At 70.3% G+C, this 20401-nt stretch carries 20 protein-coding genes, 1 tRNA gene and 1 pseudogene; 14 read left to right on the forward strand and 8 right to left on the reverse strand.

Annotation, left to right across the window (positions count from 1 at the left end; all coding sequences use genetic code 11):
* The first annotated feature begins 10 nt into the window (after positions 1 to 10).
* From ACZ51I_RS27245 to ACZ51I_RS27270, 6 genes are all read left to right on the forward strand, one after another.
* Complete coding sequence (locus tag ACZ51I_RS27245) at positions 11 to 1972, forward strand: MFS transporter (RefSeq protein WP_468880800.1); 1962 nt, start codon at positions 11 to 13, stop codon at positions 1970 to 1972.
* A 182-nt stretch (positions 1973 to 2154) separates the two neighbouring features.
* Complete coding sequence (locus ACZ51I_RS27250; protein WP_468880803.1) at positions 2155 to 2661, forward strand: carboxymuconolactone decarboxylase family protein; 507 nt, start codon at positions 2155 to 2157, stop codon at positions 2659 to 2661.
* Between the two features lie 15 nt (positions 2662 to 2676).
* Entirely contained in the window at positions 2677 to 2898 is a 222-nt protein-coding gene (locus ACZ51I_RS27255) for a hypothetical protein (RefSeq protein ID WP_468880805.1), read from the forward strand.
* A gap of 604 nt (positions 2899 to 3502) precedes the next feature.
* Complete coding sequence (locus ACZ51I_RS27260; protein WP_468880807.1) at positions 3503 to 3877, forward strand: hypothetical protein; 375 nt, start codon at positions 3503 to 3505, stop codon at positions 3875 to 3877.
* 215 nt (positions 3878 to 4092) lie between these two features.
* Positions 4093 to 4398 carry a hypothetical protein gene (locus ACZ51I_RS27265; protein ID WP_468880810.1) on the forward strand — a complete coding sequence of 102 codons (306 nt, stop codon included), beginning with the start codon at positions 4093 to 4095 and terminating at the stop codon, positions 4396 to 4398.
* 671 nt (positions 4399 to 5069) lie between these two features.
* Positions 5070 to 5603 carry a hypothetical protein gene (locus ACZ51I_RS27270; RefSeq protein ID WP_468880812.1) on the forward strand — a complete coding sequence of 178 codons (534 nt, stop codon included), beginning with the start codon at positions 5070 to 5072 and terminating at the stop codon, positions 5601 to 5603.
* 219 nt (positions 5604 to 5822) lie between these two features.
* Here the strand turns inward: ACZ51I_RS27270 and ACZ51I_RS27275 are convergent, their stop codons facing one another.
* Positions 5823 to 6272 (reverse strand): hypothetical protein, encoded by a 450-nt coding sequence (locus tag ACZ51I_RS27275; RefSeq protein WP_468880816.1) that lies wholly within the window; start codon positions 6270 to 6272, stop codon positions 5823 to 5825.
* Between the two features lie 77 nt (positions 6273 to 6349).
* Between ACZ51I_RS27275 and ACZ51I_RS27280 the strand changes: the two genes are divergently transcribed.
* On the forward strand, positions 6350 to 6571 hold the full coding sequence (locus tag ACZ51I_RS27280; RefSeq protein ID WP_468880818.1) for a hypothetical protein: 222 nt from the start codon (positions 6350 to 6352) through the stop codon (positions 6569 to 6571).
* A 168-nt stretch (positions 6572 to 6739) separates the two neighbouring features.
* On the opposite strand, the gene ACZ51I_RS27285 is transcribed toward ACZ51I_RS27280, so the two are convergent.
* From ACZ51I_RS27285 to ACZ51I_RS27295, 3 genes and pseudogenes are all read right to left on the reverse strand, one after another.
* Positions 6740 to 7420, reverse strand: coding sequence for a YdcF family protein (locus ACZ51I_RS27285; RefSeq protein WP_468880819.1), 681 nt, complete (start codon positions 7418 to 7420; stop codon positions 6740 to 6742).
* Positions 7417 to 7875, reverse strand: a pseudogene (locus ACZ51I_RS27290) (UTRA domain-containing protein); the annotation flags it as partial. The gene ACZ51I_RS27285 and the pseudogene ACZ51I_RS27290, both read right to left, overlap by 4 nt.
* Before the next feature lie 141 nt (positions 7876 to 8016).
* Positions 8017 to 8089 (reverse strand) — tRNA-Arg (locus ACZ51I_RS27295).
* A gap of 201 nt (positions 8090 to 8290) precedes the next feature.
* Between ACZ51I_RS27295 and ACZ51I_RS27300 the strand changes: the two genes are divergently transcribed.
* The 3 genes from ACZ51I_RS27300 to ACZ51I_RS27310 all read left to right on the forward strand — a co-directional run bounded on the left by ACZ51I_RS27300 (position 8291) and on the right by ACZ51I_RS27310 (position 11565).
* On the forward strand, positions 8291 to 8665 hold the full coding sequence (locus ACZ51I_RS27300) for a hypothetical protein (protein ID WP_468880821.1): 375 nt from the start codon (positions 8291 to 8293) through the stop codon (positions 8663 to 8665).
* Between the two features lie 66 nt (positions 8666 to 8731).
* Entirely contained in the window at positions 8732 to 9232 is a 501-nt protein-coding gene (locus tag ACZ51I_RS27305) for an AMIN-like domain-containing (lipo)protein (RefSeq protein WP_468880824.1), read from the forward strand.
* Between the two features lie 659 nt (positions 9233 to 9891).
* Positions 9892 to 11565 (forward strand): class I adenylate-forming enzyme family protein, encoded by a 1674-nt coding sequence (locus tag ACZ51I_RS27310; RefSeq protein WP_468880827.1) that lies wholly within the window; start codon positions 9892 to 9894, stop codon positions 11563 to 11565.
* On the opposite strand, the gene ACZ51I_RS27315 is transcribed toward ACZ51I_RS27310, so the two are convergent.
* Positions 11552 to 12823 (reverse strand): M6 family metalloprotease domain-containing protein, encoded by a 1272-nt coding sequence (locus ACZ51I_RS27315; protein ID WP_468880830.1) that lies wholly within the window; start codon positions 12821 to 12823, stop codon positions 11552 to 11554. The two genes, ACZ51I_RS27310 and ACZ51I_RS27315, sit on opposite strands and share 14 nt — an antisense overlap.
* 260 nt (positions 12824 to 13083) lie before the next feature.
* Between ACZ51I_RS27315 and ACZ51I_RS27320 the strand changes: the two genes are divergently transcribed.
* Both ACZ51I_RS27320 and ACZ51I_RS27325 read left to right on the forward strand, forming a co-directional pair.
* Positions 13084 to 13746, forward strand: coding sequence for a TetR/AcrR family transcriptional regulator (locus tag ACZ51I_RS27320; protein ID WP_468880833.1), 663 nt, complete (start codon positions 13084 to 13086; stop codon positions 13744 to 13746).
* A 120-nt stretch (positions 13747 to 13866) separates the two neighbouring features.
* Positions 13867 to 15402, forward strand: a complete 1536-nt coding sequence (locus tag ACZ51I_RS27325; protein WP_468880836.1) for an MFS transporter — start codon at positions 13867 to 13869, stop codon at positions 15400 to 15402.
* 74 nt (positions 15403 to 15476) lie between these two features.
* Here ACZ51I_RS27325 and ACZ51I_RS27330 read toward each other — a convergent pair whose 3' ends face one another.
* Positions 15477 to 15965: a MarR family winged helix-turn-helix transcriptional regulator gene (locus ACZ51I_RS27330; protein ID WP_468880839.1), complete on the reverse strand. Its 489-nt coding sequence runs from the start codon at positions 15963 to 15965 to the stop codon at positions 15477 to 15479.
* Positions 15966 to 16086: 121 nt separating this feature from the next.
* Here ACZ51I_RS27330 and ACZ51I_RS27335 point away from each other — a divergent pair, with 121 nt between their 5' ends.
* Positions 16087 to 16875 carry a dioxygenase family protein gene (locus ACZ51I_RS27335; RefSeq protein ID WP_468880842.1) on the forward strand — a complete coding sequence of 263 codons (789 nt, stop codon included), beginning with the start codon at positions 16087 to 16089 and terminating at the stop codon, positions 16873 to 16875.
* A 4-nt stretch (positions 16876 to 16879) separates the two neighbouring features.
* On the opposite strand, the gene ACZ51I_RS27340 is transcribed toward ACZ51I_RS27335, so the two are convergent.
* Entirely contained in the window at positions 16880 to 17893 is a 1014-nt protein-coding gene (locus ACZ51I_RS27340; protein ID WP_468880845.1) for a questin oxidase family protein, read from the reverse strand.
* Positions 17894 to 18298: 405 nt separating this feature from the next.
* On the opposite strand from ACZ51I_RS27340, the gene ACZ51I_RS27345 reads away from it, so the two are divergent.
* On the forward strand, positions 18299 to 19300 hold the full coding sequence (locus tag ACZ51I_RS27345) for a sigma-70 family RNA polymerase sigma factor (RefSeq protein WP_468880848.1): 1002 nt from the start codon (positions 18299 to 18301) through the stop codon (positions 19298 to 19300).
* 42 nt (positions 19301 to 19342) lie between these two features.
* Here the strand turns inward: ACZ51I_RS27345 and ACZ51I_RS27350 are convergent, their stop codons facing one another.
* Positions 19343 to 20383: a helix-turn-helix transcriptional regulator gene (locus ACZ51I_RS27350; RefSeq protein WP_468880851.1), complete on the reverse strand. Its 1041-nt coding sequence runs from the start codon at positions 20381 to 20383 to the stop codon at positions 19343 to 19345.
* Between the last annotated feature and the right edge of the window lie 18 nt (positions 20384 to 20401).

Below are 20401 nucleotides of genomic sequence, written 5' to 3' on the forward strand. Positions count from 1 at the left end.
AAGGGCCGCAGTGACCACCGCCGAGCCGACACGCGCCGACCGCGCGGACTCCGACCCCGCCGCTTACCGTGATGCCCATGAAGCGAGAGACGCGAGAGACGCCGACGCCGGAGCACACGGCGAAGCGCACCCCGATACCGAATCCCCTTCGCACCCGCGAATAGTGCTTCCGACCCAGCGCCCCGCGCCCGCCCCCGGGCACGCCTCCCCGTCGGGGACCGCCCCCGCGCCTCCCGAGGCACCGCGCGCGCCCGCGCGACGGCGCAAGCGGCGGTACACGGTCATGGCGGCCACCGGTCTTGCCGCCCTCACCCACGTCCTGTGGTTCTTCCTCTTCGCGAACAGCGGCGGGGACCTGGCGGCGCAGGACGCGTGGGCCGAGTTCGTCGGACGGCATCCGGACTCCGCGTACAACCTGGCCTGGTACGGCGGGATGCACCCCGTCTCGTACAGCGTGGTCTCGCCCTACCTGATGTCGGTGCTCGGCGTCCGCAGCACGATGATGGTCGCCGGGACGCTGTCGGCGGCCCTGACCGCGTTGATCCTGGTGCGGGTGCGGACGGTCCGCAATCCGCTGGTGTGCTCGGTCGCGGGCGTCTTCGCGTTCCTGTGCAACGCCCTCTCGGGCCGGGTGACCTTCGGCCTCGGCATGATGTTCGCGCTCGGCGCGGTCGCGGCCGTCTTCTGCTGGCCGTACCGCTGGCGCCGTAAACGCTGGGCGAAGGCGGCGGTCGCCGCCCCGCTGGCCGGTCTGGCGACGGCGTGCAGCCCGGTCGCCGGACTGTTCCTCGGGGTCGCGGCGGCGGCGCTGTTCCTGAACAAACGGCGCCCGGGCGCGTACGCCCTGGGCCTCGCCCCGGTCGCGGTCGTCGCCCTCTCCTCCTGGCTCTTCCCCTTCTCGGGCACGCAGCCGATGGCCTTCGGGTCGGCCGCGCTGCCCCTGCTCTTCGGGGCACTGACCTTCGTCCTGGTCCCGAGGGACTGGCGCACGGTCCGCACGGCAGCAGCCGTGTACACGATCGGCACGCTGCTGACGTGGCTGATCGACTCCCAGATCGGTTCGAACATCTCCCGGCTGCCGATGCTCTTCGCGGGCGTCGTGCTGCTCGCGGCCCTGCCGTACACGGCGCCGCGCTCACGCCGCTGGTACGCGCTGCTGCTCGCCGTGGCGGGCCTGAACTTCTGGATCGGCTTCAAAGGCGTCGACGACGTCATCCGTACGGCCCCGGACGCGTCCTGGGCACGCGAGCTGGCACCGCTGGTGAACCAGCTCCAGGTGCGGGACGCGGGCAAGGCACGGGTCGAGGTCGTGCCGGCGTCGAGCCACCGGGAGTCCTCGGCGCTGAGCCCGTACATCAACCTGGCGCGCGGCTGGAACCGCCAGGCGGACATGGAGCGCAACCCCCTCTTCTACGACGACACGCTGAACGCCGCGAACTACCAGGACTGGCTCGACCGCTGGGCCGTCCACTACGTGGTCCTGCCGACGGGCGCCCCGGACTCGGGCGCGCAGCAGGAGGCGGAACTGGTCGGCGAGGGCCTGCCGTACCTGAAGCAGGTCTGGTCGGACGAGAACTGGCGGCTGTACGAGGTGCAGGACCCGACCCCTCTCGCCGACCCGCCGGCCGAGGTCCAGAGCGCGGAGGAGAACGAGGTCGTGATCCGGGTCGACAGGCCGGGCCGGGTCCTGATCCGCGTCCCGTACTCGCCGTGGCTCGCCCTGATGGACGAGAACGGCGGCAAGATCGAACCCCCGCAGGAGACGGAGGCGTCGAAACTGGCCCGCGAGGAGTCGGAGACGGAACTCCCGAAGATCTTCGCCAACGAGCACGGCTGCCTCTACAAGGCCGAACCGGACACCGAGGGCGACGAATGGACCCAACTCATCGCCCCGAAGGCGGGCGTCTACCGCCTGGCGGCCCCGTACAAACTCTCCCGAGGCACGGCCTGCCCGGAAGAACTCCGGGAGTAGAGCACCCCGCCAGCCCGAAGGGCACCCACCGAAACCGGCGGGGGCCCTAAACCCAAGCGCCCCGGCAGGATTCGAACTTCCTGCCGATGCGCCCCCCAGATTCGACTGCGCCCCCGTGTCACATCTCTCTGCCGCGATCCGTCAAGCCCGTGACAGCAACACGAAGGCTTAAGGAGAAGGCGATGGAAACACGTTCGATCACGGCAGAGGTTCCGATGGTTCCGCGGATGCACGACGACCCCGCGGACCTCGTCCCCGAGTTGGCAGAGGTGTCGGCGGCGCTGTTCAGGCTCACCGGCAACGGTTCGGTACCGCGCTCCACGATCAGCCTGGTCCAGCTCCGTGCTGGTCAGATCGTCGGCAGCACCTACCTGACCGTGTTGCACACGGGCTTCCTGCGCAAGGCCGGGCAGTCGGATGAGCGGATCACCTCGGTGGCCTCCTGGCAGGACTCTCCGTACTTCACCAGTGCCGAGCGTGCCGCGCTGGCACTCGTGGAAGCCGTACTTCAGCCGTCTGCGGACGGCGAGCGGGTCTCGAACGAGCTGTATGCGCAGGCAGCCGAGCACTATGAGCCCAAGGCGCTTGCCACGCTGATGTTCGCGATAGGGCAGGTCAACTTCTTCATCCCGGTAGCGCTCATCGCCAAGCCGGTACCGGGCCGGTCGTTCACCGACCCGTGGAAGTGAGATAACTCAGGTGGCATGGACATCGTGGAACTCATGGAATGGCTGATCGAGCAGGGGTGCTGTGCAGTCCTCAAAGCTGACGGCGAGCGCACCCCGGGCACACGATGGATGGTGATCGTCTCCGGCGGAGCCCTGGGCGAGGACTCGTTCTTCCGTACCGACCAGCCTTCGCCGGGCGCATGTCTTCAAGACCTGCTTGATCACCTCGAGACCGCTGGACTCTCTCCCTTCGCCTGAGGGCCAAGGGCGGCACCGATCTCGAAACCCCGTCGTGGCGCGAGTCACCGTGGGTCCACACCCCCCACCACCGCCAGAGGAGCGGCCCCTGACCAGCCAAGGCGGTCAGGGGCCGTCCGCATGAGCTTGCCTGCCGGCCTGTGCGTGAGGCAGTCAGGCACACGGACCGGCGGCTCAAGAGACGCCCTGGTCGTACCTAACGTCGCCGTTGATGCCAGACGTGGATGCCAGAAGGGGCCCACCTCCGAAAATCCGGAGGTGGGCCCCTTCTGAACCGGTGCCCCCGGCAGGATTCGAACCTGCGACACCCGCTTTAGGAGTTCGATCCGGGCCCGCTGCGGCGGCTTTCGTCGATTGGTGCGACGGCCGGGCGGAGGTGCTGGTGTACGCACCCGTCCAGCGTCGTTGATGTCAGCCGCTGATGTCAGCCCCGCACGCGGTCTTTGCAGGGGGCGACGCTGTTGAGCGGTTGGGGCTGTCCCTGGCGTGGCGGAGGATGGTGCTCATGTGTGCTCTTTTTGACCCTCCTGAGCCTCGCCGCGTCTCGCCGGGTGAGTACCCAGTGTGGGACCAGGCTCTCGCCCTCCTGAACCGGGACCTGGCGGTGACGCTTCCCCAGCTGGAACCCCTGCAGCTGCTGGCCCTTCCGTCCTACGACGAGGATGAACCGGAGAACGTCCACGTCGCCATGGCCAACGGCGAGTGGCACGGCAACCACTTGGATCCGAACTCAGAGGACAGCCTTGCCTCTGCACTGGCGAGCGTCGCCGATGCCGCGCAGGAGACCGTCATGGAGCTTCTGTGGCAGGCGTGGCCCCTGTGCCCCGAGCATGGCCTGGGCATGCATCCAAGGGAGGACACGGAAGAGCGACTGTCCTGGTGGTGCGCGGGAGAACGGTTGGGTCGCGGCCCGGCTCATATCCACGAGGCCGTGGGTGCACTTGACGCTTTGGGAGCGTCGATCCGTACACGGTCTTGAAAACCGTCGTGGCGCGAGTCACCGTGGGTTCAGATCCCACACCCACCGCCAGGTGAATGGCCCCCGACCAGCCGAATGGTCGGGGCCATTCGCATGTTCGGACAGCGTGACAGTCCGGTGTTCCTCGTGTCTCCTCGCTGGATCGGGCACGCGAGGGGCACGGTGATTGTCAGGGCGGCTGCTGGGCCTCTCTACCTTGCTGCTTTGATCAGAGCATGACCCACTCTGATGATCCGGCTGGCGACAGATCTGGGCGGATGAGCCGTTCCGTCGTTTTCGGTGTGGCTTCCATTGCGTTCTGGTTCTGCTGCCCATTCTGGATGCTCATCTGGGCTCTTGCCTTGCCGCTCGGCCTCACGGGCCTCGTCCTGGGTGCCATCGAATACCGCGCTGCCTCACGACAGGGCGTCAGCCGTGCGCAGCCTTTGACCAGCCTGGCACTCTCGTCGGTGGGTACGGCAGCGGCCGTTGCGTACATGCTCTTTGTGTTCGCCCATCCGGACCTGTCAATTCAGGAGTAGGTCGGCGGAGCGGCTTTGGGGTGGAGCCGCACAGTTTGCCAATCTTCGCCGAATGCTCGCCCTGGCTCCCATCCCGTCTATCGTCGATCTACATACCGTGGCGCGTGCACAAGTCCGGTGTTTAGACGACACGCTCATCAGCCACGGCGATACCGGGACCGACGCGGAGCGATCACACCGGCCTCCGCCGCATCGCGGCAGCAGCTGCTCCCCATCAGCCCTTTCCCGGTGGTGCGGTCGCCTCACGCTCCCGTCATCCGTGACGGCGGGGGTACGGCGCCCCGGCCCACTCGGGCCCGACAGTCGGCCGGCCATGCGCAAGAGGCCACCCCTCCCCTCCCTGCTAGCCGTCTTTGGTCGCCCGTCTTGGCCGCAGTCGGCGGCGCTCGTGGCTACGCGTGCCATGTGACGGTTGCCGTGCTTGAAGTCCTGCTTCGGCTGCCCATCAACCCGAGCCGCAGGCGTGCGGCCGGCGGCCGGGCTGGAGCGGGGCGCAGACAGGAGCGCAGGCCCGGGCGACGGGCCGCACGCGCCGCGCTGTGCGCGGCGGGTGCCTTGATGAGGTAGAGAAATCTGTAACAGCTGCCCGGATGCTTGTGGGGCCGCGCCCCCGCTAACGTCTGAGCCACTCGGTAGTGCCGGGTTTCTTGAAGGCGTGGAAGGCGGCAGTTGTGACGCGCGAGTGGCTCGACTGGGAGTGGGTCCGGACCTGGTGCGACCAGACTGAACCAGAGCTCGGGAGGCTGATGCAGTCGTTCGAGGCTCGGCACGGCTTCCCACCCGGTGAGAACGTCATCACGCTGACCACAGACGAGAGCAACGAGGCAACGTCTGCCCTCGTGGACCTCACCTTCCCTTTCGCTCCGTCCGATCTGATCACGCTGTACTCCGTGATCCGCGACATCTCTCTGCCCGACGTCGACCACGGCTACTTCATCCACTCGCCGGCGACGGCTGCCGATCACTTCCGTGAGTACGGATCCATCCAGGTCGCCGGAGACGGGCCTGCACTCGTGTTCGCCAGCGACGGTGGCGGCCACCTGTTCGCCGTGGCAGGGACCGGACGGGTCTGGAAGTCGACGACGGCCTCCTGGCACGCCGACTTCGAGGTTGCCGCAGACGGCATCCAGGAGTTCCTCGAAGGCCTCGGCTGCAGAATCGCGGACCAGGCCCTAGACGGCCGTGATCGATTGGGCAGCTCCTAGTGCTGCATCAGCCAACGTTTGCCCTGCACGTACGTCGGGACATGGATGCCAGCGGCCACCCGACGCTTGGCTGGCCGCCGGAGACGATCGAGGAGTGCCGGGCGCAGCAGCTTCAGGAGTAGGCGTCAGAGGCTTGACCAGCCGAGGAGAACCAGAACCCCGCGGACGCGATGCCCACGGGGTTCTGCCCTGCTCGGCCGGCCGAGTGGGAGGTCGGCGTCACTTCCCGCACTTGACCTTGAAGCCGTCCAGCAGAGCCTTGCCGGCATCGGAGTTGTCACGTACATACACGCTACCGTTGATGCTGATCGAGGTGTCACTGGTCGAGATGGGCTCGTTGCCGGTCCGCTCGTTGCGGGTGTCCTCTCCAGCGACCGTCCAGATGATCTGGGACTGATCCTCGTTGAACTCGCCGGTGCTGGTCACGTCCGGCTTCTCATAGACACCATCGCAGTCGTACTCATGATGCGAGACGCTGTTGCCCTTGACAACCAACTGGCCGAGGTCGGACGTGCCGTTGACGTCCTTGATGTAGTAGGTACCGTCGCGCTTGCTGGCGCTGTCGCTGCTTCCGCTGCAGGCGGTGAGTATGAGTGAGCCCGCGGCCAGGGCCCCGATGGACACGGCGATCTTGGCCTGCGTCCTACGAGTGGTCCTGGTGATGCCCATGGCGTTCCCCGTTCGTTCGTTCTGGATAGTCGGTTTGAGATAGAAGGCGAGTCAAAATATCCTATGAATAGCTGGCTTTGACTGACCCGGACCGCCTGTCAGGCACCTTCTCGGAGGTTGTCGAGCCGATGCTCAGTCAGCGCGAGCGCGACCTCGGCCTGATTGAGCGTGTGTTCGCCGTCCTGGATGCGCCAGTGCAGACGCTGCACGGGCGGGGCGTCTGCTCCTTTCACAGCCAGGTCGCCGAGTTCACGCAGCTCCGCCTACGCTCCCTGCATCTGTTCCTCGTGGTGTGCTGACCGGATCCTGAGGCGGCCGGCCCGCTCTTCCCACCTTCGTTGCGCGAGGGGGTGGTCGACGGCATCAGCCACGAGGGCCTTCGGGTCCTGCTCCATCTGGAGGAACAAGAACGCTGCCGATGAACGGCTACGCGATCTCGTCAAGGGCGAACGTTGCCTGATGTGGCACTAGACGGTGGGCTTGAGGACCTCGCCCTCGCTATCTCGCAGCAAGCGGCTTGCGTATCCGCCCTGGGATAGACGCTCGTACGCGTCGAGCACGTCGGCTGGGACTTGCTGGCTGATCATGAAGCCCTGCTCCGGGTAGACCAGCAGTCGCTGGAAGGCTCCCACGAGCATGTCGATGACCAAGCGGGCGTCTCCGATGGAGTCGACGTAGTCCCGGAGCGTCATCGGGCTAGAGGCACTGACGATCTCGACTTCGGGCCACAGCTTTCGTGTCGTGGCGTACGAACGTCGTTCCTCGTACGGCTTGCTGATCAGGAGCACGGAGGACACGGTGATGCCGGCCTCGGCCAGGAGGTCCCGGGAGAAGCGGATGTTCTCGCCGGTGTTCCGGGCCCGCGGCTCCACCATCACCGCCGAGGCAGGGACGCCCAGTTCGATCGCCCGCTCCTGGTAATGCACGGCCTCGCCGCGGGGCATGCGGTCGCGGGTGGTCGGGCTGGTCGCCCCGGTGAACACGAGGAGTGGGGCCATGCCGCGCCTGTACAGGTCGACTGCGGTGTCGGCCACGCCCAGGTCGTGGCTGCCGAGTCCGATCGCCACCGAGCACGGCCGGGGCGTGTGGCCCATCTGGTGGTAGCCCCAGAGCTGTTGAGTGTCGGCCCAGTCCTGAGCGGAGATCACTGCTGAACTCCCTTGTCCTTTGCGGAGTCGGGGACCTTGAAGTCGTACTCCCAGGCGAAGCGGGAGGCGGCGTGGATGCCGATGGCGAACTCGACCACGGTGCCGTCAGCCGTGTACGTCGTCCGGTGCAACTCGACCACGGGCTCACCGGGCGGCAGTTGCAGGAGCTTCACCTCGTCTGCCGTGGGCGTGCGGGTGAAGAGCGACTCCTTCATGTGGTCGATCTCGTAACCCGCGTCGTACAGAACGCGGTAACCACCGCCGCGGCCGGCCGGACCGGGAGTCGGGTCGACCAAGCGAGTGCCCTCCACGTGCTCGGGGCGGTAATAGCTGGTCAGCGTGTGCGTCGGCTGATCGCCCTCCTTGACCAGCCGGGCCCGTGCGTAGACCGGAGCTCCCGTCTCCAGGTCATGGGCCGCGGCCACAGCGGGCGGGGCTTCGACGCGGTGGGCCGTGCGTCCGCTCTCGCACGGCTGAGAGCGCCGGTCACCCCGGCCGACTAGCCGAAGTCATACGTACAGAATGCGTACAGGCCCCGGGGATCTTCCCCGGGGCCTGTCGCGTAATCCGGCCCGTGACCTGCACGAACCTCCCTGTGCCCCCGGCAGGATTCGAACCTGCGACACCCGCTTTAGGAGAGCGGTGCTCTATCCCCTGAGCTACGAAGGCGAAGGCGGAGCGCTGTCAGTGTAGCGGGTGGTGTGCTCGGCGCACGGGGGACAGGGCTTCGGTGGGGGAGCAGGGGTGTGGGGGCCGTGGCCGCTGATGGCTGGGGGGCGTGGACATGACGAACTAGGGGAAATGATCTAGCCTCCGTGTCCTGCGCGTGTCCTAGGCTGCGGAGCTTTCGGGATCAAGGAATGAGGCATCATGCCGACCGCAAGACGGGTTCTCTCCCGCTTCGTCGCCCCGGCCGCGCCGGTGGGGGCGACGGTCGTGGGGTGTGAGCACAGCCGTGTCGACGCGGTCCACGCCGCCTACGGCCGTGGGGTGTTCGACCGGGGGGCCGGCTCCCTGCCCCAGTTCCCGAGGGGCCAGGCCGGGACCGTGGCCGTCGCCGGCTCCTCGTGTCTGTTCGTCGACTACGCGGAGACGAACCCGGTGGTCAAGCCGTTCGACCTGCCCATGGTCAAGGGCGTCCGCGCCCCGACCGAGTTCGCGATCACCCTGAGCGGGACCGTGAGCCGCTGCAACGCCCGCACGCTCGCGCAGCAGAACCGCGTGGTCGTCGACGTTCACCGGTAGTCACGTCCGCTCTTTTCGTTTGCCCTCTTTTCGTCCTTTGCTTCCTGTTCGTTCCTAGGAGTACTCATGCGCAAGACCGCCATCGCCACCCTCGCCGGCTCCGCCGCGCTCGCCGCCACCCTGCTCGGCACCACGTCCGCCGTGGCCGTGGCGTCCGCACCCACGTGTGCCGACATCTGCGTCCTGGGCATACGGACGGCCACGCACGACACCTACGACCGTGTCGTCATCGACCTCGGCGAGGGCACCGTCCCCGGGTGGACGACCAGTGAGCAGACCACTCCGCTGTACTGGGGCGAGGAGGGCTCGCAGACCCAGGTGCCGATCAAGGGCGACTCGTACCTGAAGGTCACCCTCATGCCGGCCGAGACCTTCGACGTGAACTACCAGTCCACGTACACCAGCCCCCGGTCGCAGTCCTTCGGCTACCCGAGCCTCAAGGGTCAGGCGCTCGTGTACTCCTTCGAGGACAGCAACACCTTCGGCCTCGCGCTCGGCCCGCACTCCTCCTACAAGGTCTTCAAGCTGACCGCCCCCAACCGGATCGTCATCGACGTCAACCACTGATCCAGGGTTGCTCCGCGGTCGTCGAGGAAAGGGGACGCGCGGGGTCGAGGTGGCTTGGGCGGGCCTGTTGCGGTGGCTGGAGGAGAACGCGCCGGGGAACGCCTCCGCGCTCGCCCCTCCGGCCTCCGAGGCGGACATCGCGGCCACGGAGAGGGCCGTGGGGGCGCGTTTCCGGCGGAGCTTCGTGCGCGGCCGCTCGTCAACAAGGTGTCCGGGACGCCGGGCCGTGTGCACGCCCACGACGGCGGGTGCTTCCTGTCCGACGGCTGGCATCTGCTGAGCACCGCTCTGACCGTGAAAGTCCACGAGCGGCAGACGCCCCCCCGGCGAGTCCGTCGAGGAGTCGCCGTGGCGGAGCACCTGGATTCCGTTCGCCGTCGAAGCGGTCCTTCCGTACCGTGACCGACGGGCCCCTCGACTGCGGCTGAGGGCATGAGAGAGGGCCACCGGATCTCCGTCCGCGTGGCGTCGGGCTCTCTCGGGATTCTCCAGGCCCTCTCCGGGATTCCTCCGGGATTTCCCCGGAATCTCGCCGTGCATCGTCCCGGTCCCGAACCAAGATCGTTTGATGGCGATCACGCCACACCGGTGGGGTTGACCGTTTTTCCGGGGGCGCATAGCGTCACGGGGCGGACTGAGCGGGCGCTTAGGAGGATGGTGTGGTGGTTGGCGGAGTCGATCGGCTGACGGCTGACGGGGCGCCCTTCGCCGTGGAAGGCGGGGTGTACGCCGACGGGCCGCGGACCCTGCGGGAGTTCGCCGAGGTGACCTGGGCCTACGGCGACCGCGTGTTCGTCGTGTCCGAGGACGGTCGGATGACCTACCGGGAGTTCTTCGACGCCGCGTGTGGCCTCGCGCGGCGCCTCGTCGGGGAGTACGGGCTGCGGCCGGGCGACCGGGCCGTCGTGGCCATGCGGAACCTGCCCGAGTGGCAGATCGCCTTCTGGGCGGCCCAGTTGGCCGGCCTCGTCGCCGTGCCGCTCAACGCCTGGTGGACCGAGGACGAGTTCGCGTACGCGCTCGACGACTGCTCCCCCGGCGTGCTGCTCGTCGACGGCGAGCGGCTCGGGCGGGTGCGCGCGTGGGCCCTGGGGAACGGTGTGCCGGGGATCGTCTTCCGAGGCGACGCCGAGGAGGGGTTCGTCGCGTACGTCGCCGACGACGACCCTCTGCTCGGGCCCCCGCCCGTCGACGTGCTGCCCGAGCACGACGCCACCATCATCTACACCTCCGGCACCACCGGGCGGCCCAAGGGCGCCGTCGCCACCCACCTCGCGCAGGCCGGGGCCGCCATGAACCCGCGGTACTTCGCCGCCGCCGCGGCCCTCGCGCGCGGCGAGGTGCCCGGGACCGGGCCCGCTCCCGTGTCACTGACCACGTTCCCCTTCTTCCACGTCGCCGCCTTCACCTCCTTCTACGCCGTCATGGCGGCCGGCGGGACCTTGGTGATGATGCGGAAATGGGACGCCGGGCTCGCGCTCCGGCTCATCCGCGAGGAGGGCGTCACCCACTACGCCGGCGTGCCCACCACCGCGCTCCAGCTGCTCGAACTGGCGCGGAGCACCGGCGACCCGCTGGCGAGCCTCACCCTGCTCAGTACCGGAGGCGCCGCCGCCCCGCCCGGGATCGTCTCCGGGATCACCGAGGGGTACGGGGAGCGGATCGAGCCCCGGAACGGGTACGGGCTCACCGAGACCTGCGGCGGGGTCCTTTCGAACGTGGGAGCCGAGTACCGGGCCCACCCCGGCAGCGTCGGGCGGCCCTCGCCCGTCACCGAGGTGCGGATCGACCGGCCCGACGCCGACGGGGTGGGGGAGCTGTGGCTGCGCGGGCAGTCGCTCATCCGTGGCTACTGGGGTGACGAGGCCGCCACCCGCGCCGCGTTCACCGAGGACGGGTGGTTCAGGACCGGCGACCTCGCCCGCGTCGACGAGGACGGGCGCGTCAGTGTCGTCGACCGGCTCACCGACATGGTGATCCGCGGCGGCGAGAACGTGTACTGCGTCGAGGTCGAGGGCGTGCTGCACGAGCATCCGGACGTCGTCGACGCCGCCGTGCTCGGGGTCCCGCACCCGCTGCTCGGGGAGGAGGTGGTGGCCGTCGTGCGGCTGCGGCCCGGCGCGGACCCCGGCACCGGGGCTTCCGAGGCTCTGCGGGCGCACGTGGGGGCGCGCCTCGCCGCCTTCAAGGTGCCCGCCCGGATCCTCGTACGGGAGGAGGACCTGCCCCGGAATCCGACCGGGAAGATCCTCAAGCGGCGGTTGCGGGATGTGGTCGGGGGGCCGGCCGGGGGTACGGGGGGTCGCGACGGCGGGCCGGTCAGCTCCGGGTGATCCTCACCCGGTACGTTCCCGTCGCGTCCTCGTCCAGGACGGTGATCCGTATGCCGTTGGCGCGGTCCGTGAAGGTCTCGCCGGGGCCGTACGGGGCGTCCGAGAGCTCCGCGTGGACATTGGCCCTGCGGGTGCAGCCGCCGCTGGCACGGTCGCTGTCGGCCACCGTCACCGGGCCGTGGCCGGTGTCCACGTCGGACTCCACCCGGTAGACGAGAACCCCCGGCTCGCAGACGGCCTCGTCGTTGCCGTCCTTGTCCCGGACCTCGACCGCGTACCCGGAGGTGCCGGTGAGCGGGACGAAGGCGAGCTTGGGGCCGCCGGAGACCGCGAGCGGAGTGAGGCTGTAGTCGTTCGTGCCGGGGGCGGAGGCGCAGCTGACCTGGTCGTTGTCGAGCCAGCCCAGTTTCCACTTGTGCCAGGCGAGGAGGTCGTTGTTGGCGCCCCAGTCCTCGGACATGATGTCCCAGTGGCCGACGGAGCCGCCGCCGTCCGACGTGTAGAGGTCGGGCAGGCCGAAGACGTGGCCGTTCTCGTGCGGCAGGACGCGGTAGCCGGTCTCGGCGAAGCTGCCCGAGCCGTCGTCCTGGCGGCTGTAGACGAAGGACGTGTTGGCGAGCGGCACGCCGTCGGCGTACGGGGCGTCGTCGTTGCCGGAGAAGGTCACGGACAGGACGGTGTCGAGGGCGGAGGGCCCGGCGTTCGGCGTGACCAGGATGTTGACCAGGTCGTACGCGCTGAAGTCCACCCGGGGGTCGGCCGCCTTCACGATGTCCTCGACGAGGGAGCGGTAGCCCGGTTCGTACGGTGAGCCGCGCTCGATCCCGTACGCCGAGAACGCCCGCGGCATCCGCAGCCAGTCCGGTATCGGCGCCTCGGCCTGGTAGTGCAGCCGTCCGTACGAGCTGGTGCGGAACCAGTCGGCGGTCTGCGGGAAGAACTCGCGGAAGCGGCCCATCGCCGTGCCGTCCCCGGGGGCGTCCGGGAAGTCGACCATCAGGTTGAGGGCCCTGACGCGGCCCGTGGAGCGCACGTATCCGGGGGCCGTGGGCAGCCCCTCCGACATCTGCACGCCCATCGTCGTGGCGATGCGGCACGGCCCCAGCTTGGCGCCCGTCGGCGCGGCGGCCACGGGGCCCGCCGACGCCGGGGCCGGCCCGGGGAGGGTGCTGCTCGCCGAGGCGAGCAGGGCGAGGGAGAGTGCCGTGGTCGCCGCCAGGGCGATGGGTCTGCGTATGTGCCGGCGGGGGTGCTGCATACGTCGCCTCTCCGGTGGGGGCAGGTCGGCGCCGCGGCCCCTTCCGCGGGCCCGCGCTGTGCGATCAGCCTGTGACGCGGGGTCCGGACGCGCGCGCCGGGTGGCCCGATCGTGGGTATTCCGCCGAGCCGGAGGTTTGTGACGCGGGTCACGTGACGGGCGGGAAATAACCGGGGACCGAGTCCCCGTTTACGCCTGTGTCGAAGCAAGTGGGGATTCCTTCCCCGGATGACACCGGACGACTCCGAGGAGGTCGTGGCGTGACCAGTACCGCCGACACCGCGCCCACCCGCCGCGTACCCCGCCCGCGGGCCGACGCCCTGCGCAACCGCGAGCGGATCGTGACGGCGGCCCGCGAGATGTTCGTCGAGTTCGGGTCCCAGGTGCCCTTCGACGAGATCGCCCGCCGGGCCGGCGTCGGGAACGCCACGCTCTACCGGAACTTCCCCGAGCGCGCCGACCTCGTCCACGAGGTCGTCCTCTCGCTCACGGCCCGCGTCACCGAGGTCGCCGAGCGGGCCGCGGCGGAGGAGGACGACACCTTCGCCGCCCTCCGCCGCTTCACCCACGGCGCCGCCGACGAACGCGTCGGCGCCCTGTGCCCGATGCTCGACGGCGCCTTCGACAAGGACCACCCCGACCTGGTCGCCGAGCGCCGGCGCCTGGAGGAGGCCGTCGAGGGCATCGTCCAGCGGGCGCAGCGCGCCGGGCGTCTCCGCACCGACGTGGGCGTCGGTGACCTGATGGTGGCGCTCTCCCAGCTGACCCGCCCGCTGCCCGGCTCCGGCTGCGCGGCCTTCGACCAGTTCGTCCACCGTCATCTGCAGCTGTTCCTCGACGGCCTGGAGACGCCCGCCCGCTCCGAGCTGCCCGGAAAGGCCGCGACCCTGGAGGACCTGAGGCGCGACTCCTGCCCGTCGTGACCGCCCCCCTCCAGGACCCGCCCCGACTTACGTGACCCGCACTCCCCGCATCACATGACCCCCACCCCCTGAGACTTACGTCCCTTTTTCACCAGTACGCGCCAAGAGGTGGCTACCCCCATGCCGAAAATCCCCGACACGACCGCGGTCCAGGCCGACCCCGGCCGCTGGAAAGCCCTGATCTTCATCGCCCTCGCCCAGCTGATGGTCGTGCTCGACGCGACGATCGTGAACATCGCCCTGCCCTCCGCCCAGCAGGACCTCGGGATCTCCGACGCCAACCGGCAGTGGGTCATCACCGCCTATGCCCTCGCCTTCGGCGGTCTGCTCCTCTTCGGCGGCCGCATCGCCGACCTCTGGGGCCGCAAGCGGACCTTCGTCACCGGTCTGATCGGCTTCGCCGCCGCCTCCGCCCTCGGGGGGGCCGCGACCGGCGAGGCCATGATGCTCGGTGCCCGCGCGCTCCAGGGCGCCTTCGGCGCGCTCCTCGCGCCCGCCGCGCTCTCGCTGCTCGCCGTGACCTTCACCGACGCCAAGGAGCGCGCGAAGGCCTTCGGCATCTACGGCGCGATCGCCGGCGGCGGCGGCGCCGTGGGCCTGATCCTCGGCGGCTTCCTCACCGAGTACCTGAACTGGCGCTGGACCTTCTTCGTCAACATCCCCTTCGCCGTCGTCGCCGCCGTCGGCGCGTACCTGGTCGTCCGGGAGCCCGTGGGCGGCCGCAACCGCTCCGCGCTCGACATCCCCGGCGTGATCCTGTCCACCCTGGGCCTGGTCGCGCTCGTGTACGGCTTCACCCGCGCGGAGTCCGAGGGCTGGAGCGACGCCGGCACCATCGGTCTGTTCGTCGGTTCCGCCGTGCTGCTCGTCGCCTTCGCGCTCACCGAGTCGAAGGTGAAGTCCCCGCTGCTGCCGCTGCGCGTGGTGACCGACCGCAACCGCGGCGGTGTCTACCTGTCGCTGGGTCTCGCGATCATCGCGATGTTCGGCCTGTTCCTCTTCCTGACGTACTACCTCCAGGTCGTGAAGGGGTACTCGCCGGTCAAGACGGGCTTCGCGTTCCTGCCGATGATCGCGGGCATGATCGTGGGGTCGACCCAGATCGGCACGCGCCTGATGACCCGCGTCCCGCCGCGGCTCCTGATGGCCCCGGGCTTCCTGACGGCCGGACTCGGCATGCTGCTCCTCACCCAGCTGGAGATCGGCACCTCGTACGCCGGGCTCATCCTGCCCGCGCAGCTGCTCCTCGGTCTGGGCATGGGTACGGCGTTCATGCCGGCGATGTCGCTCGCGACGCTCGGCGTGGACCCGCGGGACGCCGGTGTGGCCTCCGCGATGGTCAACACCTCCCAGCAGGTGGGCGGCGCCATCGGCACGGCCCTGCTGAACACGATCGCCGCCTCGGCGACCACCGCCTACCTGACGGACCACGCGGCCGGCGCGACCACCCCGGCCGCGCAGAAGCTGCTCCAGCTCCAGGGCATGGTCGAGGGCTACGCCGCGGCCATCTGGTGGGCGGTCGGCATCCTGGCCGTCTCGGCCACGATCGCCTTCGTCCTCATCAACACCGGGAAGCCGGAGACCGGGCAGATCGCCGCGTCCGGCGACCTGGGCGCGGAGGACGAGCTGGTGAAGGTGCCGGTCGTCGTCCACTGATTCCCGTCACGATGTGACCGCCCCGGCTCCGCTGAAGCAGCGGAGCCGGGGCGGTTCCGCGTTCCGGTCCGTTTTCAGCGGAGCCAGGGCAGGTCCGCGTTCGCGTCCGCGGGTTCGAGGCCCTCGGCCATCACGCGCATGATCGTGCCGAGCTGTTCCACCTGCTCCGGGGAGAGCCGGTCGAACATGGCCTGGCGGACGGCTGCCACATGGCCGGGCGCGGTCTCCCGCAGGACCTCCATCCCCTCGTCCGTCAGCTGGGCGAACTGGCCGCGCTTGTCGGAGGGACAGTCCTCGCGCCGCACCCAGCCGTTCTTCTCCAGGCGGGCGATCGCGTGGGAGAGCCGGGAGCGGGTGATCTTCGCGCTCCTGGCCAGCTCCGTCATACGCAGCCGGCGGCGCGGGGCCTGGGAGAGCTGGACGAGGAGGCCGTAGTAGACGTGCGGCATCCCGGCGTCGCGCTGCAACTGGCGGTCGAGGTGATCCTCCAGGAGCGTGGTGGCGTGGAGGTACGCGCGCCAGACGTGCTGCTCCTCGTCGGACAGCCAGCGGGGTTTGGTCATGTCTCCCATGGTCCCATCGTACGGCTCGTTCTTGAAAGTTAAACAACATGGCGTTACGGTGGGCGCAGTGAGCTTGAAGTTTCAAGGAAGCTTCGAGGTGAGAAGGACGAGGAAGGTCGCCATGGACGCCACTCCCGAACGGATGCCGGCCCTCTACCTGTCCCACGGCGCCCCACCGCTCGCCGACGACCCGGTCTGGCCCGGCGAGCTCGCCGCCTGGGCCGCCGGCCTGCCGCGCCCCCGCGCGATCCTCATGGTCTCCGCCCACTGGGAGGAGGCCCCGCTCGCGCTCGGCGCCACCGAGACGGTCCCCCTCGTCCACGACTTCTGGGGCTTCCCCGAGCACTACTACCGCGTCCGGTACGACGCCCCCGGCGCCCCGCGGCTCGCCGAGGCCGTCCGCAAGCTGCTCCGGGCGCCCGGCACCCCCGTCCAGGACATCCCCGACCGGGGCCTCGACCACGGCGCGTACGTGCCGCTCGTCGAGATGTTCCCCGGCGCCGACATCCCCGTCCTCCAGATCTCCATGCCCACCCTCGACCCGCGCCGGCTCATGGACATCGGGCGCCGGCTCGCCCCGCTGCGCGACGAGGGCGTCCTGATCGTCGGCAGCGGCTTCTTCACCCACAACCTCGCCGCCCTCCGCCACACCGGCCCCGGTGTCCCCGGCTGGTCGGCCGAGTTCGACGCCTGGGGGAGCGAGGCGCTCGCCGCGCGCGACGTCGACGCCCTCCTGGACTTCGAGCACGCGTCGCCCGCCGGGCGCCTCGCCCACCCCCGTACCGAACACTTCGCGCCACTCTTCGTCACCATGGGCGCCGCCGACGCGGCCGGTGACCTCGACGCGGAGCGATCGGTGATCGACGGCTTCTGGATGGGGCTCGCCAAGCGGTCCGTCCAGTTCGGCTGAGCCGCTACAGGACGGGCGGATTGAGCTCGATCGCGCGGACGGCGGCGGCCAGCGCGAGCGGGTCGCCCACGTCGAGCGCCGTGTCCGTGAACTTGATCGTGTGGTCGTCGCCGTGCGCCGCGGCCCGCTCGAAGACCTCCTCCGGGGTGAGGCCGGTCCGCGCGTACGGGGCGGCCTCGCGCGGTGTGTAGGCCGCCGTCACCGCGGCCGCCGCCGACCAGGCCGCCGCCACGCTCGGCACCCACAGCTCGCGGGGGAGCGCGGGCAGCGCGCGCAGGACCGCGTTCGGCGCGGTCGCCGCGTGCACCAGCATGATCGGCTCGCCGTGACCGTGGGACGCGTACCGGTGCGTCGCCGCCGTCACCAGCTCGGTGAGCAGCTCCTTCGCCGTGTCGGGGTCCGGCGCCTCGCCCCAGACCGGGAACGCCGTCAGCTGCGCGAGCCGGGGCCGGATCCCGCCGTCCTGCTCCGGAACCGGCGGTACGGCGTCGAGGGCGGCCGCCGCCGAAGGGGCCACAGCCAGCGGGGTGAGCGGGGGCAGTGGCTGGTGGCGGGCCGCCCAGTAACCGAGGGCGTGTGCCAGCTCGGCGCGGCGCGGCGCCGTCTCCTCCGCGCCGGGCGTCAGGAGGGTCCGTACGGCGTGACCGGTACGGATCACCGGATGCGTGGCCCCGCCCGCGATGCCGGGCAGCAGCCGGGGCCACCACTCCGCGAGGACCTCCCGCCACGGCCGGTCCGCCAGCTCGCGGGCGAAGAAGCGGGTCCAGTCGGTGATCCGGGCCGGGTCTCCCAGCGCCTCCCGCCAGGTGTCCGCCGTGACCGGGAGGCGCGGGGGCGGCAGCTCCTCCAGCTTGGGCGCGTAGTGATCGAGCCAGCGGTGGACGGCCGGGGCCTGGCCGCGGCGGACCAGGGCCTCGACGGCCATGGGGGCGTGGTTGGTGAGCCAGCCGTTGCGCTCTGGTCCGGTGGTGTGGAGCCGTTCGAGGGCCTCGTCGAGGGTGCCGGTGGTGTCGGTCATGGAGGCGACGCTAGGCCGGGGGAGCGGCGCGGCGGAACGGGCTGCGGACCTAGGGCGGAGGGCGGAGGGGAGGGTGGTCCCCCGCCGTGGAGGCAACCGGGGCGGGCAGGCAACCGTGCGTCGCGCCCGGGCGTCTGGAGGGGTGGCGCCGCATGTGATCACGGTCTCAGCGACGGTGTGGTCGGGGACCCGTGAGCGACGCCGGTTCACCCTCCGTGCCCTGTCTGACCTGCGTTTCCGTGGGTACCCGAGGTATGCCGGCCGGGGTCGGGGCCACGCAGGATACTGCATGATCGCGAAAATCCATGTGCCGGGTGGGAATTCTGTCCTGATTCCAGTCGTTGTTTCCGTCGGATGCAGGGCACCCGCAAGGGTGTCGGTGACCTACTCAGCAAGGGAGCTCGCATGGCAACCCGTGCCGTCGCCCGTCGTCAGACCTCCGCCCAGAGCGGGGCCGCACGGGCAAGCAGCGTTCGCGCCGTGGGCGGGGAGATCGCCGACCGCGACCTGGTCGGCATGTACCTCGACGAGATCGCGCGCACGCCCCTGCTCGACGCCGCCAAGGAGGTCGAGCTCTCCCAGACGATCGAGGCGGGCGTCTACGCCCAGCAGATACTCGACGCGGAGGTGGAGAGCGAGGCGGGCGGCGCGTCCCGCGAGGAGCTCGAAGCGCTGGTCGCCGAGGGCGAGCGTGCCAAGGACCTCTTCATCAAGTCCAACCTGCGCCTCGTGGTGGCCGTCGCCCGGCGCTATCCGCGCAGCGGGCTGCCCCTGCTCGACCTGATCCAGGAGGGGAACGCGGGCCTGGTGCGCGCGGTCGAGAAGTTCGACTACGCGAAGGGCTTCAAGTTCTCCACGTACGCGACGTGGTGGATCCGTCAGGCCATCACCCGGTCCATCGCCGACCAGTCCCGGACCATCCGGCTCCCCGTCCACCTGGTGGAGGAGCTCGGCCGGATCCGGCGGGTGCAGCGCGAGTTCAACCGGGAGAACGGGCGGGAGCCCGAGCCCGCCGAGATCGCCACGGAGCTCGGTTCGACGCCCGAGCGCGTCATCGACGTCCTGGACTGGGCGCGGGACCCGGTCTCGCTGAACATGTCGGTGGACGACCAGGGCGAGACCCAGTTCGGCGACCTCCTGGAGGACACCTCGGCGGTCTCCCCGGAACAGTCGGTGCTCACGCTGCTGCGCAGCGAGGAGCTCGACGACCTCATCGACAAGCTCGACCACCGGACCGCCTCGATCATCCGCATGCGGTACGGGATCGAGGACGGCCGCGAGCGGACGCTGACGGAGGTCGGCAAGGAGCACGGGCTGACCCGCGAGCGGATCCGCCAGATCGAGAAGCACGCGCTGCTGGAACTGAAGAAGATGGCCCACGACACGGGCTTCGACGCGGTGGCCTAGAGCGGCCGGCTGCCCGGGCGCGGTGCGGGCGCGCGTTGCGGCTCACGCCCGTGTGGGCGGCGCGCTTCCGGCCCCGCAAGGGGCGCCGTCCGTTGTGCCCACCCGTTCCGCCCCGGCGGAACGACTGCCCACAACGGCCGACGCCAGCCGCGTCGACAGGTCCCGCATGTACGTGATCAGGGGCTCCGGGCCGTGGACCGTGAAGTCGACGTCCATGAGGGCGAGGCGCAGGGCCAGCCACTCGACCGAGTCGGCGACGCGGGCGCGCAGCCGGCAGCGGTCCGGGGCCGTCGCGGTCGGTACGAGGTGGGACGGGAGGCGCGCCACGACGAACTCGGCCGGTGCCGCGAACTCCACGTCGAGGTCGACCTCGCCGTGGGCCCGCGCCATCGAGCGGGCCATGTACGTCGCGGCGTCCCCCGAGGGCAGCTCGCGCGGAGTGAAGCGCGCGCCCGTCGCGAACGGCTCGCTCACCCGGTCCACCCGGAAGGTCCGCCAGTCCTCGCGCCCCAGGTCGTACGCGACGAGGTACCAGCGCCGCCCCGTCGACACCAGCCGGTACGGCTCGACGAGCCGCTTCGTCTCCGTGCCGTCCCCGGCCCGGTAGCCGAACCGCAACCGCTCGTGCCCGGTCACCGCCCCCGCGAGCGCGGTCAGGGTGGCGGGGGTGACGGTGGCGCCGTCGCCCCGGGTCAGCGGGATCGTCGCGTTCTGCAGGGTGGAGACCCGGTGCCGGAGCCGCGTGGGCAGCACCTGTTCCAGCTTGGCCAGGGCCCGTACGGACGCCTCGTCGACGCCCTCGATGGCGTGCCCCGCCCCGGCGCGCAGCCCGACGGCGATCGCGACGGCCTCCTCGTCGTCGAGGAGCAGCGGCGGCATCGCCGTACCGGCGACGAGGCGGTAGCCGCCGACGGCGCCCATGGTCGCCTCGACGGGGTAGCCGAGGTCGCGGAGCCGGTCGATGTCCCGGCGGATGGTGCGCGGGGAGACCGAGAGCCGTTCGGCGAGTTCGCTTCCGGGCCACTCGCGCGGGGTCTGGAGGAGCGAGAGCAGATTCAGGAGTCGTGCCGGGGTGTCCGTCATGTCTTCCAGCATGCGGCT

The organism is Streptomyces sp. NPDC034084, from assembly GCF_055575535.1.

Bases quoted from the DNA above. Each gene is read 5' to 3' on its own strand.
- ACZ51I_RS27335 (WP_468880842.1), top strand. From the start codon at position 16,087: ATGGACGCCACTCCCGAACGGATGCCGGCCCTCTACCTGTCCCACGGC.
- ACZ51I_RS27350 (WP_468880851.1), bottom strand. From the start codon at position 20,383: ATGACGGACACCCCGGCACGACTCCTGAATCTGCTCTCGCTCCTCCAG.
- ACZ51I_RS27330 (WP_468880839.1), bottom strand. From the start codon at position 15,965: ATGACCAAACCCCGCTGGCTGTCCGACGAGGAGCAGCACGTCTGGCGC.
- ACZ51I_RS27345 (WP_468880848.1), top strand. From the start codon at position 18,299: ATGGCAACCCGTGCCGTCGCCCGTCGTCAGACCTCCGCCCAGAGCGGG.
- ACZ51I_RS27340 (WP_468880845.1), bottom strand. From the start codon at position 17,893: ATGACCGACACCACCGGCACCCTCGACGAGGCCCTCGAACGGCTCCAC.
- ACZ51I_RS27325 (WP_468880836.1), top strand. From the start codon at position 13,867: ATGCCGAAAATCCCCGACACGACCGCGGTCCAGGCCGACCCCGGCCGC.
- ACZ51I_RS27255 (WP_468880805.1), top strand. From the start codon at position 2,677: ATGGACATCGTGGAACTCATGGAATGGCTGATCGAGCAGGGGTGCTGT.
- ACZ51I_RS27265 (WP_468880810.1), top strand. From the start codon at position 4,093: ATGACCCACTCTGATGATCCGGCTGGCGACAGATCTGGGCGGATGAGC.
- ACZ51I_RS27250 (WP_468880803.1), top strand. From the start codon at position 2,155: ATGGAAACACGTTCGATCACGGCAGAGGTTCCGATGGTTCCGCGGATG.
- ACZ51I_RS27275 (WP_468880816.1), bottom strand. From the start codon at position 6,272: ATGGGCATCACCAGGACCACTCGTAGGACGCAGGCCAAGATCGCCGTG.
- ACZ51I_RS27305 (WP_468880824.1), top strand. From the start codon at position 8,732: ATGCGCAAGACCGCCATCGCCACCCTCGCCGGCTCCGCCGCGCTCGCC.
- ACZ51I_RS27315 (WP_468880830.1), bottom strand. From the start codon at position 12,823: ATGCAGCACCCCCGCCGGCACATACGCAGACCCATCGCCCTGGCGGCG.
- ACZ51I_RS27300 (WP_468880821.1), top strand. From the start codon at position 8,291: ATGCCGACCGCAAGACGGGTTCTCTCCCGCTTCGTCGCCCCGGCCGCG.